Origin of the sequence: Stenotrophomonas africana, assembly GCF_013004645.1 — a bacterium.
GTDB lineage: Bacteria > Pseudomonadota > Gammaproteobacteria > Xanthomonadales > Xanthomonadaceae > Stenotrophomonas > Stenotrophomonas africana.
In genome coordinates, this window is the sequence record NZ_JABEME010000009.1 from 90,433 (window position 1) to 104,004 (window position 13,572).

A 13,572-nucleotide genomic window follows, 5' to 3' on the forward strand; every position below is an offset into this window, starting at 1 on the left:
CCGGCAATCTGGCCGATTACCGAAACCCCGCCTTTGCCGGCGGGGTTTTCTGTTTTCCTCCTAGCGATTATTTAACGAGCCGGCGCCGATAATCGACGCATGAAACTCTGGTCTATTCGTGGAAACTCGCAGCGCCTCGACGGCGGCGCGATGTTCGGCAACGCGCCGCGTGCGTTGTGGGAAAAATGGGCGGCACCGGACGAGCTCAATCGCATCGAGCTGGCCTGCCGTGCACTGCTTGCCAGCCCGCTGGAAGGCAAGACCGTGCTGTTTGAAACCGGTATCGGCGCGTTCTTCGATCCGCGCATGCGCGAGCGCTATGGCGTGCAGGAAAGCCAGCACGTGCTGATCGATTCGCTGCGCGAAGCCGGCTTCGAGCACGAGGATATCGACGTAGTGGTGCTCAGCCACCTGCACTTCGATCATGCCGGTGGCCTGCTGGCGGCGTGGAGCGAGGGTCGCGAGCCGGAACTGCTGTTCCCCAACGCAACCTACGTGGTCGGCGCGCAGCATTGGCAGCGCGCCGTGCAGCCACACCCGCGCGACCGCGCCAGCTTCATTCCGGAACTGCCCGGCCTGCTGCAGGCCAGTGGCCGTCTGGAAGTGGTGGACGGTGAATACTCCAAGGCGTTGGGGCGCAGCGTACGCTTCAGCTACAGCGACGGGCACACACCGGGGCTGATGCTGGCCGAGATCGTCGGCCATGCGCAGGCCGGCGAGGGGCCGCATGGCGGCGTGGTGTTCTGCGCCGACCTGATTCCCGGCCGTTCATGGGTGCACGTGCCGATCACCATGGGCTATGACCGCAACGCCGAGCTGCTGATCGACGAGAAGCGGCAGTTCCTCGAAGACAAGCTGGCGCGCAACGTGCGTCTGTTCTTCACCCACGACCCGCAGGTGGCACTGGCGCAGCTGGGCCGCGATGACAAGGGTCGTTTCGTGACCCTGCACGAGCAGGGCGAACTGAAGGCGCGCGCGCTGGGGTGAGGGGTGTTGTCGGCAGGGCTTGCAGCCCCGCCTCTGACGGTTGGCTGCGATCTGTCGGGGTCGGATCCCGTTGCTGCGCAACGGGCTCTGACCCCATTTGATTGATCTGGACGAGCGATGCTACGAGGCCTTCAGGCAGCTGCTCATGAAGGTTTTGCGCGCATCACCGGCCAGCTTCTTGGCACCCGCGTCAGCGTTGCACTTGCGCATGCGTTCCTGCTGCGCATTGGCCGGCTTGGCTTCGGCGGCGTGGCCACTGAGGCAGGAACTCTGCGCGGTCTTGTAGGCGTCACCCTTCAGGCCCTTGTTCTTTGCCGAGCAGTCGGCCATGCGCTGCTGCTGCGGCGTGGTGGCATTGGCGGCCAAGGGCAGGCTGACCAGCAGGACAGCGGCCAGCAGGAATGAAGCTTTCATCGGGGACACTCCAAGCGGTGGCGGGTGCGCGGAGCATTGGCCTGCTGGCAGGAAGGCCACGTGAAGAATGGTGCCCCGGCCGCCGCAGCCGGCCTGTAGTACAGCGCTTGGGGTAGCGCCTGGGGTCAGATCCCTTTCGGCACGAAAGGGCTCTGACCCCGGTCCGCCGGATCAGCCGACGCGGGTACCGAAGATGCGGTCGCCGGCATCGCCCAGGCCCGGCAGGATGTAGCCTTTGTCGTTGAGCTGGGCATCGACGGCCGCGGTGTAGATCTCCACGTCCGGGTGCACGGCCTTGACCGCTTCGATGCCTTCCGGCGCGGCCACCAGGAAGATGCCCTTGATGCGGCGGGCGCCGGCACGCTTGAGCATGTCGATGGTGGCGATCAGCGTGCCGCCGGTGGCCAGCATCGGGTCCAGGATCAGCGCGTCGCGCTCTTCCAGGCGGCCGGTCAGGCGCTCGAAGTAGGGCACCGGCTGCAGGGTTTCCTCATCGCGCTGCAGGCCGACCACGCTGACGCGGGCGGCCGGGATCAGCGACAGCACGCCGCTGAGCATGCCCAGGCCAGCGCGCAGGATCGGCACCACGGTGATCTTGGCGCCCGCAATGCGCTGCACGGTGACCGGGCCGGCCCAGCCGGGCAGGGTGTGCGGCTCGGTATCCAGGTCGGCGGTGGCCTCATAGGCCAGCAGCGTGCCGAGCTCGTTGGCCAGCTCGCGGAAGTCCTTGGTGCTGAGCGCAGCGTTGCGCATCAGGCCGATCTTGTGCTGCACCAGCGGGTGGCGCACTTCGACGATCTTCATGGTCGGAAGGGGGGAGAAGGAGAGAGGGCGCCATTTTGCCGGATTGGCGGGCCGAACCCAAACCTGGCCCGGAGCGGTGTTACTCGAAATGTGCAGACGCATGTCACGGCCATGCAACCTTGCGGACATACCGTGCAGACCCATTCTTAACAGGAATGGGGATTCCCAGTGCATATCAAGACTCCGTTGGCCGTTGCCATCACCCTGACCCTGGCAATGGGGGCCGCAGCACCGCTGCAGGCCGCCGGGCAGCAGGCGGTAGCCGCCACCGGCGCCGTGGCGTCGGATGCAGTCGACCTGGACCGCATCGAGGTGCGTGCCCAGCTCGAATCGCAGATCCGCGCAGTCGACCTCAAGCGCAGCAGCGACGCCATCGAGGACGCAGTCTCCTCCGATGCTCTGGGCCAGTATCCGGACAAGAACGTGGCCGAGTCGCTGCAGCGCCTGCCGGGCATCAGCGTGACCCGCGACCAGGGCGAAGGCCGCTTCGTGGTCATCCGCGGCCTGGACGCCAACCTCAACAGCGTCAGCGTGGATGGCATCGCGGTCGGCACGCCGGAGGATTCCAGCCGTGCCGCGCCGCTGGACGTGATCCCGTCCGACTCCACCGAGCGCCTGCGCGTGGTCAAGTCGCCGACCCCGGACATGCCCGGTGATGCCATCGGCGGCGCGGTGCTGGTGGAATCGGCCTCGGCCTTCGACCGCGACGGTCGCAGCCTGCGCGGCAAGATCGAGGGCAGCCACCAGCAGCTGTCCGGCGAGACAAGCCCCAAGGCCGCCTTCAACTACAGCGAAGTGTTCAACGACACGTTCGGCGTGGCGTTGGGCGTGAACTACCAGAAGCGCCGGTTCGAGTCGGACAACACCGAAGTGGAGTACGACGGCGAGGACGATGCCGCCCCCGGTGACGTGACCGCGATCAACCTGCAGCACCGCAAGTACGAGATCGAGCGCAAGCGCATCGGTGCCAACCTCAACCTCGACTGGCGGCCGAACGACGACAGCAAGTACTACCTGCGCACGCTCTACAGCCAGTTCGACGATGCGGAGACCCGCCAACGCGTGATTTTCAACTTCGACGACGCGAAGATGGTAAAGACCGGCACCGACCAGTACCGCCTGGATGGCATGCCGAAGGATTCGATCGACAAGCGCATGCGCTACCGCACCAAGAAGGAGAACACCTTCGCGGCCAGTCTCGGTGGCGAGAACAAGCTGACCAACGCCGTGGTCGATTACCGGATCGGCTACACCCGCACCGAGGAGCGGGTGAACGACGAGATGGAGGCGCGCTTCAAGCTCAACGGCAAGGCCTTCAACGGCACGCTTGACCAGCGCAGCCGCCTGCCCAGCTACAGCTTCGACAACCCGCAGTGGCTGGACAACAGCAACTATGCGTTCGACCGCTTCGTGCTCTCGCCCAAGCAGGTGAACGACAAGGAGCACAGCGCGCAGGTCAACGTACGCTTCGACGGCGACAGCAGCAGCATCAAGTTCGGCCTGCTGGGACGCTGGCGCGACCGCGACGTGAATGTGGACGAGCGCGAACTGCGCGTCGGCCCGAAGGTAGCGCTGTCGAGCTGGAGCACCTCCTCGCCCGAACACCGCCACGGCAACCTGGGTGACGGCATGGATTCGGCCGCGATGCGCGCCTTCTGGGCCGCCAACGGTGGCCAGTACAGCGCCCGCCCGCAGGATGCCGGTGGCAACGCGATGACATCGCTGGAAGAGGACTATGTTGCCAGCGAAGACATCTTCGCCAGCTATGCGATGGGTACCTGGGACGTGGGCGCGCTGCGTATCATTGGCGGCGTGCGCGTGGAAAACACCCAGTTCAAGGCGGTTGGCAACCAGGTGGACGTGGCCGCCAACGGCCGCAGCTTCACCGTCACCCCGCGCGTGGCCAACAGCAGCTATACCAACGTGCTGCCGGGCCTGCACCTGCGCTATGACGCTGCAGACGACTGGGTGCTGCGTGCCTCGGCCAACAAGACCGTATCGCGCCCCTCGTTCGGTGACATTTCACCGCGCGTGGGCTACAGCCGCGGTGACGAGGAAGTGCGCCTGGGCAATCCGGAACTGGACCCGTACGAGTCGAAGAACATCGACCTGTCGGTGGAGAAGTACATCGGAAGCACCGGCATCGTCTCGCTGGGCCTGTTCCACAAGTCCATCGACGGCTACATCGTGGAGACCGTGCGCACCAACGACCCGGCTTACGGCGGCTTCGACGTGACCCAGCCGATCAACGGCCGCAAGGCCACCGTGCGTGGTGCCGAGTTCAACTGGCAGCAGCAGCTGGCCTTCCTGCCTTCCGGGCTGGATGGACTGCTGGTCGGTGCCAGTGGCACCTGGCTGGATACCAAATTCGATGCCGGCATCAAGGACCGTGCGGGGGAGGATTTCACGCTGCCGCGCGCCTCCAAGCATGTCTACAGCGCACACATCGGCTATGAAAAGTACGGTGTGAGCACGCGCCTGGCGGCCGTATACCGCAGCGAGTACCTGGACAGCATCGGCAAGGGCCGCGCGTTCGACATCTATGTTGCACCCAACACCCAGCTCGATTTCTCGCTGGATTACAAGTTCACCCCGCGGGTGAGCATGTACTTCGAGGCGCAGAACCTGCTGGACAAGCCGCTGGAGCTGTACCAGGGCACGCGTTCGCGCACCCTGCAGATGGAAGAATATGGCCGCACCTATGCGCTGGGCCTGAAGGTGGCACTGTGATGGCGCGTGGCATCACTGCCCTGGCCGCCGCGCTGGCCGTTGCACTGGCCGCCGGCTGCACACCGTCCGCCGGCAACGATCCTGCCATGGCCGCGACGCCAGCGAAGGCCAGCGGCGAGCGCACGGTGACCACCATCGCCGAGGCGTTCCTTTCGCCGATGACCCCGGCTGACAACATCGATTCGCCGGCGGCCTGGCGCGCTCCGAATGGCATGCTGTGGTTGATCGCCACGGCCAAGGCGACCGACAAGCTGGTGGTCTACGACGGCAGCACCGGCCAGCACCTGCGTGACGTGGGCAGCAGCGGCACCGCACCGGGGCAGTTCGACCGCCCAAACGGCATCGCGGTGACCGACGACCTGCTGTGGATCGTGGAGCGCGACAATCACCGCGTGCAGGTGCTGAGCCTGCCGGACTTCGCGCCACTGGCGACCTTCGCTGCGGACGACCTGCGCAAGCCGTACGGGCTGTGGGTCGACCGCCGTGCCGATGGCTACAGCGTCTACGTCACCGACTCCTGGGACAACGGCGAGGATGCGCAGGGGCGTGACATCCTGCCGCCGCTGGCCGAGCTGGACAAACGCGTGCGCCAGTACCACGTGACCCGCGACGGTGCGAAGGTCGAGGCGAAGCTGGTGGCCAGCATCGGTGACACCACCGCGGCCGGTGCGCTGCGCGTGGTCGAGTCGATCTGGGGCGATCCGGACAACGACCGCCTGCTGATTGCGGAAGAGGACGAGAGCTACGCCAGCGAGTTCAAGGTCTATACCCTGGCGGGCCGCTTCACCGGCACCACGTTCGGCCGCGATGTGTTCAAGGCGCAGGCCGAAGGCGTGACCCTGCGCACCTGTGGCAAGGACGGATGGTGGATCACCACCGAACAGGGCAAGCAGCGCAGCGTGTTCCACCTGTTCGACCGCCACACGCTGAAGCCGGTCGGCGCGTTCCAGGGCAATACCGTGGCCAACACCGACGGCATCTGGATGATGCAGCAACCCAGCGCACGCTTTCCCCACGGTGCGCTGTATGCCGTGCATGACGACCAGGGTGTGGTGGCCTTCGACTGGGAGAGCATCGCCAAGCAGCTGGCGTTGCCACTGGAGTGTGGCGCATGAGCGGTCGTTGCCTGATGCGTACGCTGGCGCTGGGCCTGCTGCTGGCGTTGCCGTCGCTGTCGTTCGCGGCGGCCGAACCGAATACCCAGGTGCCGGCGGGCAGCCGGCACTATGCAGCGACGACGGTACCGGACCGCATCGTCGCCTCGCCGGCGGTCGACCCCAGCCATGGGTTCGCCGTGGCCTGGCGTACCGACGGCAGCGTGCAGGCACCGCTGCTGGAGATTGCCCTCGCCGGTGATTCGCCGGCCATCGAGGGCATCCGCCAGGTGCGCGCAACGACCCGTGCGCTGCAGACCGAGAACGGTCTGTCGCATCATCATCGCGCCGACATCAGCGGCCTGCAGCCGGATACCCAGTACGTCTACCGCGTGCAAGGCAATGGCAGCTGGAGCGCCTGGAACCAGTTGCGTACGCTGGCCGCCGCCGACCAGCCGCTGACCCTGCTGTACTTCGGTGATACCCAGAACAAGAACGTCAGCCACGTCAGCCGGGTGGTGCGTGCCGCGCAGAAGGCTGCACCGCAGGCGCGCATGAGCCTGTTTGCCGGCGACCTGGTCAGCGGTGGCGACAACATGGATGACAGCGAGTGGGGCGAGTGGTTTGCCGCTACCAGCTGGCTGGCGCAGGAAACCCTGGTGGCCCCGGCCATCGGCAACCACGAGTACTTCGAGGAATTCGAGGACACCCCGCAGGAACGCCGCGTGCTGGGCAAGCATTGGCCGGTCACGTTCGCGCTGCCGGGCAATGGCGCCAGCGCCGCACAGCAGACAAGCTACTGGTTCGATGCGCAGGGCGTGCGCGTGGCCGTGGTCGATGGCACGTCGGCCCTCGACCTGGGCACCGCCAAGGCACAGGCACAGTGGCTGGACAAGGTACTGAGCGGCAATCCGCAGCCGTGGACCATCGTGCTGCTGCACCAGCCGTTCTATTCGCCGCGCGAAGGGCGTGAGAACGCCGCGCTGCGTGACGTGCTGCTGCCGGTGGTACGCCGCCACAACGTCGATCTGGTGCTGCAGGGCCACGATCACACCTATGGCCGTCGTGGCGAAGGGCAGGCGGCGACGCCACAGTATGTGGTGACCGTGGCCGGACCGAAGCAGTACCGCCTTTCCGACGAAGCACGCAGGACGATGCATCCGGTGGCCGAGGACACCCAGCTGTTCCAGGTGCTGAATATCGACCCACAGCACCTGCGCTATGAAGCCCGCACCGTGACCGGTCGTCTCTACGACGCCTTCGAACTGCGCCGCGATGCCAACGGTAGCAAGCTGCGCACGGAGCTGGCCGAAGGCCGCATCACGCCACGCGACTGCCCGCGCGCGCAGACCGCCAAGGGGCGTGCCGACCGCTGCTGGGAATGAGGAGACGCATATGAACGCGCCCCGTCGCATCGTTCCTCTCGCTGCCATCGGTGCCGCCCTGTTGTTGCTGGCCAGTGCGGTGACCGCTGCCGATACCGTGTTGCATCCGTTCCTGGTGGCGCAGCCGAAGCAGGCCCCGCAGGAGGTGAATCTGGCGGTGGAGATTCCGGCCGGCAGCTTCACCAAGTACGAGATCAAGGAAGACGGTCTGGTGCATGTGGACCGCTTCCAGTCGATGCCGGTGGCCTATCCGGCCAACTACGGCTCGATGCCGCGCACCCTGGCCGGTGACAATGATCCGCTGGATGCGCTGGTGCTGACCCGCGAACCGCTGCATCCGGGCGTGATCGTGCGTTTCCGGCCGATCGGCTACCTGAAGATGATCGACGGCGGTGAGCACGACGAGAAGATCATCGGCGTGCCGACCGACAAGGTCGACCCGACCTACGCCACTATCCGCGATCTGCAGGATTTACCGGAGATCGAGCGCCAGCGCATCGAGGCGTTCTTCCGGGTCTACAAGGACCTGCCGACGGGGCGCAACCCGGTGCAACTCAACGGCTGGGGCAACGCCGCCGAAGCGCGTGCGCTGATCAGCAAGGCGATGGAGCGCTTCGAAAAGTAGATCCACGCCATGCGTGGATTCATCCCAGCAACGTCTCGATGAAGGCCTCGGCCTGCAGGCGGTCGCCCAGCACCCGGGCCACTGCCTGCACGGCCGCTTCCTGGTATGCGGCGCGGATGCCGCCGTCGTCGTCATCGTTGTAGAGATCATCTCCGGCTTCCAGATACACAGTGCCGGCCGCGGCCAGAATGGCCATCAGGGTCGGCAGGTCGTCGACGAGTGTGTCCTGCTCCCATCGTCCACAGCCATGTCGTGCGAACAGCACGCGGCCATCGTCCAGGTCGAGGATGAAAGGATCGGCGCCGAGATCGGCCACGACCAGCCAGCTGGCGGGCCAGTCTTCGATCGCCTCGCCGCTGATGCCGTTCCAGCGGTAACCGGCCTGATGGCGCCACAGCCGTTGCAGCGGTGGCACCCACACCTCGAGCCCGGGGATGGTGATGCCGGCATGGCCAACCCTGGCGTTGATCTCGCGCCCCAGTGGCCCGACCTGCGCGTAGAAGCGCGCCAGCACCGATGGCAGCGGAAAGGGTCCGTCCCAGTCACGTTCATCCTGGGCCTGCAGCAGGCCGAAGCGAGCGAAGGGAGCGTGCAGCTCATCCATGGCGCAGGTGTTCCAGTAGCGGGCCCGGCAGCCTAGCAGACCCCGCCGCGCGCAACGCCTTCACCGCCGCTGGCTATCATGTGCGGCATCCAGAACGAAGGCGATGCACGTGTCGGTAGCGTTGGTGTGGTTTCGCCGTGATCTACGGCTGCAGGACAATCCGGCCCTGCAGGCCGCGCTCGATGCCGGCCATGAAGTGGTACCGGTCTACATCCATGCGCCACAGGAGGAGGGTGAGTGGTTGCCGGGCGCAGCATCGGACGCGTGGCGCCATCGCTCACTGGCCGCGCTCGACGCCGACCTGCGCGCGCGCGGTTCGGCCCTGGTACTGCGCAGCGGCGAGAGCCTGGCTACGCTGCAGGCGCTGATCGAGCAGACCGGCGCCGAGGCGGTGTACTGGAACCGCAAGTACGAACCGGCCACACAGCCGCGTGACGCCACCATCAAGCGCGCGCTGCGCGAGCAGGGCATCGACGCGCAGAGCTGCAATGGCAGCCTGCTGTTCGAGCCCTGGGACATCGCGACCCAGCAGGGCCAGCCTTACAAGGTGTTCACTCCCTACTGGCGCAACGTGCTCAGTCATTGGCGCCTGCCCGCATTGCAGGCCGCACCGAAGGCGCTGGCGGCGCACGCGGTCGACAGCCTCGCACTGGATGATCTCCAACTGGCACCGACGCTGGACTGGGATGCCGGCTTCTGGGAGCACTGGCAACCGGGCGAGGCTGGCGCGCTGGAGGCGTTGTCCGTGTTCGAGGACGGTGCGTTGCGCGGTTACCGCGAGCAGCGCGACCTGCCGGATCGCGTGGGCACCTCGCGGCTTTCGCCGCACCTGCATTTCGGCGAAATCGCACCGTGGCGCATTGCCCATGCGCTGGAAGGCCTGCGCAGTGCGGGCACCGACGCGGACATCGACGGCTACCTGCGCCAGCTCGGCTGGCGTGATTTCGCCTACCACCTGCTGCATCACTTCCCGAAGACGCCCACCGACAACCTCAACCCGCGCTTTGACCGTTTCCCTTGGGCCACGCCCACTGCAGCGCAACTGCACGACTGGCAGCGCGGCAATACCGGCGTGCCTATCGTCGATGCCGGCCTGCGCGAGCTGTGGCACACCGGCTACATGCATAACCGGGTGCGGATGATTGTGGCCAGCTACCTGTGCAAGCACCTGCGTGCGCACTGGCTGCAGGGCGCACGCTGGTTCTGGGACACTCTGGTCGATGCCGACCTGGCCAATAACACGATGGGCTGGCAATGGGTGGCCGGAACCGGTGCCGATGCCGCGCCGTACTTCCGCGTGTTCAACCCGGTCACCCAGGCCGAGAAGTTCGACCCACAGGCCCGCTACATCAGCCGCTGGGTGCCCGAGCTGGCGGCACTGCCGGTGAAGGCGCGCTTCGCGCCGTGGCAGCATCCGCTACTGCTGGCGGCGCATGCCCCGGGCTATCCGCGTACCCCGCTGGTGGATCTGGCGGTTGGCCGCGACGCAGCGTTGGCGGCTTACCGCCAGTCGGGAGAAGGGTAAAGTGGCGGCTGAGTGATCCAGTCAGTTAGCTGAACGCGGCCCTGTCGCCACGCCGCATCATCATTCCGGCATCGCATCGGGCTGTTTATTCTCTCTGCGCCCGCAAGCCGCCGGCCCGACCGGAAACCAAGGAGAACCCCATGATCCGCAACACTACCCGCAACGTCGCACTGGCTCTGATGAGTGCGGCCGTCCTGTCGGCCTGCGCCACTGGCGGCTCCTATGTGCAGAGTGACCAGTACGGCAACCCGACCGAGCAGCAGAACCGCACCGGCCGCAATGCGCTGATCGGCACCGCGATTGGTGTGGCCGCTGGCCTGCTGACCGGCGACAGCGCCACCGAGCGTCGTCAGCACGCACTGATCGGTGCCGGTATCGGTGCGCTCAGCGGCGCCGCCGTCGGCCAGTACCAGGATCGCCAGGAACGCGCGCTGCGCGAGCGCACCGCCAACACCGGCATCGATGTGCAGCGCCAGGGCGACAACATCATGCTGAACCTGCCGGACGGCATCACCTTCGATTTCGGCAAGTCGACCCTGAAGCCGCAGTTCTACAGTTCGCTCAACGGCGTGGCAGGCACCCTGCGCGACTACAACCAGACCATGATCGAAGTGGTCGGCCACACCGACAGCATCGGCAGCGACGCGGTGAACAACCGCCTGTCGAAGGAACGTGCCGACTCGGTCGCGCAGTACCTGATCGGCCAGGGCGTGCAGAGCGTACGTATCGAAACGCTGGGCGCCGGCAAGTCGTACCCGATTGCCGACAACAGCACCGATGCCGGCCGTGCAAAGAACCGCCGCGTCGAGATCCGTGTGATTCCGCTCAAGCAGTAACGCGTAGCGTTACTGCTTGAGCCGGTCCGGCCATCGGCCGGAACGAAAATGCCGCCCTTGCAGGCGGCATTTTTGTGGGTGTCGAGCTTGCTCGGCACGCCGATAGCGCTTCCGGTTGCGGCTTCTCCGAACGGCGCCGACCAAGGTCGGCATCTACCGAAAGCCACGCAGCCGGAACGAAAATGCCGCCCTTGCAGGCGGCATTTTCTGTAGGTGCCGAGCTTGCTCGGCACGCCGATAGCGCATGTAGAGTCGAGCCGTGCTCGACTCCTCTTCTGGTAGATGCCGACCTTGGTCGGCGCGGTCCCAACAGCAGTCGAGCATGGCTCGACTCTACAGAACGCCGCGCCGCGCGCTGGCCAGATCCATGCCGTGCGTGGATGCGTCCGGTTACGCCGCCGAAGCGGCCACCTTCTCCAGGATCCGCTTGCCGCTGCTTTCCAGCGCGGCGTCTTCCTTTTCCTTCTGCTGCTGCGCCAGCTTCGCGCCCGGGCATTGCGCCAGCATGTAGTTGGCATCGAAGTTGAGCTTCTCCACCAGGAAGTCGACGAACGCACGTACCTTCGGCGAAACCAGGCGGCCGCCAGCGAACACAGCGTTGAAGTCCACTTCCGGGCCGGTCCAGCCGGCCAGCACGCGGCGCACCATGCCCGATTCAACAAACGGCTTGGCCATCACATCGCCGGTCAGCAGCAGGCCTTCGCCACACACCAGCGCACCGTTCAACGCAGACATGTCGTTGGCGGTCATCAGCGGGGTGACCGGGAAGTCGCGCAACTCGCCGCCGTTCTCGCCCAGCTGCCAGGTGAAGCGCGGCGAGTTGCCGGTGTGGTACGGCTTGCGCATCGCCAGGATGCGATGGAACTGCAGTTCTTCCGGATGCAGCGGTTCGCCATAGCGCTCGATGTAGGCCGGGCTGGCGAACACCTGCGTACGCAGGCTGCCCAGCTTGCGCGCCACCAGGTTGGAATCGGGCAGGGCACCGACACGCAGCGCAAGATCCGCTTCACCTGCAATCAGGTCCAGCTTCTCGTTGCCCATATGCATGTCCAGGCGGATCTCTGGATACTGCGCATGGAACTGGCCCAGCAGCGGGGCGATCCAGGTGATGCCGATTGAATAGGGCACGGTGAAACGCAGCCAGCCACGCGGGCCGGACTGCAGCTGGCTCACTGCGCTCTCGGCTTCTTCCAGCTCGCGCGCAATGCGCTGGCAATGTTCGTGGTAGATCGAACCGGCTTCGGTCAGGCCGAGGCGGCGCGTGGTCCGGTGCAGCAGGCGCGCACCCAGGCGCGTTTCCAGTTCCTGCACTTTGCGGCTGACCGTGGTCTTGGGCAGGCCGAGCGATTTGGCAGCGGCAATGAAGCTGCCTTGCTCGACCACTTTGACGAAGATCAGCGTCTCGTTGAGATCGTGGGACATGGTCGGGGATCCTGGACGTCGGGGATGGGACAATCGTGACAGAACGATTGGACCGGGAGCGGGATGATTATTCCCCTTAATCAGGACTAATCAAGTAAAGGTTTGAGGTCTATCGTGGCGCCATTCGTTAATTGGAGCCCGTCCGCCATGAGCCTGCGCAACATTCTTGCCCGACTCCGGAACGCCGGCCAGAACACCCTGGACCTGGCGATGACCGTCGAAGCCCGTCCGAGTTCCTTGGTACACAAGGACTTTCGTGAGTTTACCGCGCCCATGCGTCAGCAGCGTGGCGGTGCCATCCGCCTGGTCCCGCACAAGGGTGATCGGCTGCGTCGAATCGGGACTATCCCGGATTTGGGAGGAAATGTCCCGTGAATGGGATACTGACGCCCGAAGTCCTGGTCCTCGGCGGCACCGGTGCCGTCGGCCAGGGCGTGGTGGGTGCATTGCTGGAAGCCGGAAGCCCGGTGCTGGTGGTCGGTCGTGATCCAGGCCGGCTGGCGGCGCTGCATGAGCAGTTCGCTGACGAGCCGGGCCTGGAGACGCTGCTGGGTTCGCTCAGCGATGACGGCTCGGCCCGTGCGTTGGCCGAACGCATTGCGCATCGCCCGCGCCCGCTGGCAGCGGTGATCGCCGCAATGGGCGGCCCTTACCGCCGCGGCCGGGTGACCGACCGCAACGGCGATGAACTGCTGGGCGCGATGCAGGCCGATCTGATGCCGCACGTGCACGCAGTGCGTCATCTGCTGCCGCTGCTGCAGGACAACGTGCATGCGCGCCGCTACGTGATGATCGGCAGCCCGGCCAACGCCAAGCCATGGGCAGGCTACGGCGAGACCTCGATCACTACCGCCGCGCTGCGCATGTACGCGCAGGTGGTGCACCAGGAAGCGCAGGCGTTGGGCGTGCGTGCGCAGATGCTGGAAGTCTGCAGCCCCGTCTGTACCCCGGCCAACGCGGCCAATGCCTGCATCGAGTGGCCCAGCTCGCTGCTGGTCGGTCGTCGCGTGGTCTCGCTGCTGGATGGTTGCCGCGACAACCGCGCCATCGTCCGCTGTGACAGCAGCGATGCCGAACTGCCGCGCGGCCTGTTGCACCTTGAAGTTCCCCCATTGTGGCGCGATACCGCAGGCGTCGCTTGACCTC

The 13,572-nt window shown here is 66.0% G+C and carries 13 protein-coding genes; 9 read left to right on the forward strand and 4 right to left on the reverse strand.

What is annotated here, in order from left to right; genetic code table 11:
• Window positions 1-99: 99 nt before the first annotated feature.
• Entirely contained in the window at window positions 100-987 is an 888-nt protein-coding gene (locus HLA98_RS15875; protein ID WP_049446254.1) for an MBL fold metallo-hydrolase, read from the forward strand.
• Between the two features lie 120 nt (window positions 988-1,107).
• Here the strand turns inward: HLA98_RS15875 and HLA98_RS15880 are convergent, their stop codons facing one another.
• Window positions 1,108-1,401, reverse strand: a complete 294-nt coding sequence (locus HLA98_RS15880; RefSeq protein ID WP_012479780.1) for a PsiF family protein — start codon at window positions 1,399-1,401, stop codon at window positions 1,108-1,110.
• A 171-nt stretch (window positions 1,402-1,572) separates the two neighbouring features.
• Window positions 1,573-2,205 carry a uracil phosphoribosyltransferase gene (gene upp / locus HLA98_RS15885; protein ID WP_057499348.1) on the reverse strand — a complete coding sequence of 211 codons (633 nt, stop codon included), beginning with the start codon at window positions 2,203-2,205 and terminating at the stop codon, window positions 1,573-1,575.
• Between the two features lie 216 nt (window positions 2,206-2,421).
• Here upp and HLA98_RS15890 point away from each other — a divergent pair, with 216 nt between their 5' ends.
• Genes HLA98_RS15890 through HLA98_RS15905 form a run of 4 tightly spaced genes read left to right on the forward strand, consistent with a single transcriptional unit; the run spans window position 2,422 to window position 8,039 of the window.
• Window positions 2,422-4,935 (forward strand): TonB-dependent receptor, encoded by a 2,514-nt coding sequence (locus tag HLA98_RS15890; protein ID WP_212757605.1) that lies wholly within the window; start codon window positions 2,422-2,424, stop codon window positions 4,933-4,935.
• Window positions 4,935-6,050 carry an NHL repeat-containing protein gene (locus HLA98_RS15895; protein WP_057499350.1) on the forward strand — a complete coding sequence of 372 codons (1,116 nt, stop codon included), beginning with the start codon at window positions 4,935-4,937 and terminating at the stop codon, window positions 6,048-6,050. Before HLA98_RS15890 ends, HLA98_RS15895 begins: the two co-directional genes overlap by 1 nt.
• A 14-nt stretch (window positions 6,051-6,064) precedes the next feature.
• Window positions 6,065-7,414 (forward strand): purple acid phosphatase family protein, encoded by a 1,350-nt coding sequence (locus HLA98_RS15900; protein ID WP_232015573.1) that lies wholly within the window; start codon window positions 6,065-6,067, stop codon window positions 7,412-7,414.
• 10 nt (window positions 7,415-7,424) lie between these two features.
• On the forward strand, window positions 7,425-8,039 hold the full coding sequence (locus tag HLA98_RS15905; RefSeq protein ID WP_049446268.1) for an inorganic diphosphatase: 615 nt from the start codon (window positions 7,425-7,427) through the stop codon (window positions 8,037-8,039).
• 19 nt (window positions 8,040-8,058) lie between these two features.
• Here the strand turns inward: HLA98_RS15905 and HLA98_RS15910 are convergent, their stop codons facing one another.
• Complete coding sequence (locus HLA98_RS15910; protein ID WP_057499352.1) at window positions 8,059-8,643, reverse strand: hypothetical protein; 585 nt, start codon at window positions 8,641-8,643, stop codon at window positions 8,059-8,061.
• A 109-nt stretch (window positions 8,644-8,752) separates the two neighbouring features.
• Here HLA98_RS15910 and HLA98_RS15915 point away from each other — a divergent pair, with 109 nt between their 5' ends.
• Both HLA98_RS15915 and HLA98_RS15920 read left to right on the forward strand, forming a co-directional pair.
• Entirely contained in the window at window positions 8,753-10,168 is a 1,416-nt protein-coding gene (locus HLA98_RS15915; protein ID WP_057499364.1) for a cryptochrome/photolyase family protein, read from the forward strand.
• Between the two features lie 140 nt (window positions 10,169-10,308).
• A complete protein-coding gene (locus tag HLA98_RS15920; RefSeq protein ID WP_057499353.1) occupies window positions 10,309-11,004 on the forward strand; it encodes a YiaD family glycine zipper/OmpA-like lipoprotein in 696 nt (231 codons plus the stop codon).
• A gap of 390 nt (window positions 11,005-11,394) precedes the next feature.
• Here the strand turns inward: HLA98_RS15920 and HLA98_RS15925 are convergent, their stop codons facing one another.
• On the reverse strand, window positions 11,395-12,426 hold the full coding sequence (locus HLA98_RS15925; protein WP_005409107.1) for a LysR family transcriptional regulator: 1,032 nt from the start codon (window positions 12,424-12,426) through the stop codon (window positions 11,395-11,397).
• A 147-nt stretch (window positions 12,427-12,573) separates the two neighbouring features.
• On the opposite strand from HLA98_RS15925, the gene HLA98_RS15930 reads away from it, so the two are divergent.
• Both HLA98_RS15930 and HLA98_RS15935 read left to right on the forward strand, forming a co-directional pair.
• Window positions 12,574-12,801 (forward strand): hypothetical protein, encoded by a 228-nt coding sequence (locus HLA98_RS15930; RefSeq protein ID WP_049414419.1) that lies wholly within the window; start codon window positions 12,574-12,576, stop codon window positions 12,799-12,801.
• Entirely contained in the window at window positions 12,798-13,568 is a 771-nt protein-coding gene (locus tag HLA98_RS15935; protein WP_057499354.1) for an SDR family NAD(P)-dependent oxidoreductase, read from the forward strand. The genes HLA98_RS15930 and HLA98_RS15935 overlap by 4 nt, the downstream gene beginning before the upstream one ends.
• The last annotated feature ends 4 nt before the right edge of the window (window positions 13,569-13,572 follow it).

Excerpts from the sequence above, each read along its gene's own strand:
- HLA98_RS15920 (WP_057499353.1), top strand. The coding sequence starts at position 10,309 with ATGATCCGCAACACTACCCGCAACGTCGCACTGGCTCTGATGAGTGCG.
- HLA98_RS15905 (WP_049446268.1), top strand. The coding sequence starts at position 7,425 with ATGAACGCGCCCCGTCGCATCGTTCCTCTCGCTGCCATCGGTGCCGCC.
- HLA98_RS15880 (WP_012479780.1), bottom strand. The coding sequence starts at position 1,401 with ATGAAAGCTTCATTCCTGCTGGCCGCTGTCCTGCTGGTCAGCCTGCCC.
- HLA98_RS15910 (WP_057499352.1), bottom strand. The coding sequence starts at position 8,643 with ATGGATGAGCTGCACGCTCCCTTCGCTCGCTTCGGCCTGCTGCAGGCC.
- HLA98_RS15900 (WP_232015573.1), top strand. The coding sequence starts at position 6,065 with ATGCGTACGCTGGCGCTGGGCCTGCTGCTGGCGTTGCCGTCGCTGTCG.
- HLA98_RS15925 (WP_005409107.1), bottom strand. The coding sequence starts at position 12,426 with ATGTCCCACGATCTCAACGAGACGCTGATCTTCGTCAAAGTGGTCGAG.
- HLA98_RS15930 (WP_049414419.1), top strand. The coding sequence starts at position 12,574 with ATGAGCCTGCGCAACATTCTTGCCCGACTCCGGAACGCCGGCCAGAAC.
- HLA98_RS15895 (WP_057499350.1), top strand. The coding sequence starts at position 4,935 with ATGGCGCGTGGCATCACTGCCCTGGCCGCCGCGCTGGCCGTTGCACTG.
- upp (WP_057499348.1), bottom strand. The coding sequence starts at position 2,205 with ATGAAGATCGTCGAAGTGCGCCACCCGCTGGTGCAGCACAAGATCGGC.
- HLA98_RS15875 (WP_049446254.1), top strand. The coding sequence starts at position 100 with ATGAAACTCTGGTCTATTCGTGGAAACTCGCAGCGCCTCGACGGCGGC.
- HLA98_RS15890 (WP_212757605.1), top strand. The coding sequence starts at position 2,422 with ATGGGGGCCGCAGCACCGCTGCAGGCCGCCGGGCAGCAGGCGGTAGCC.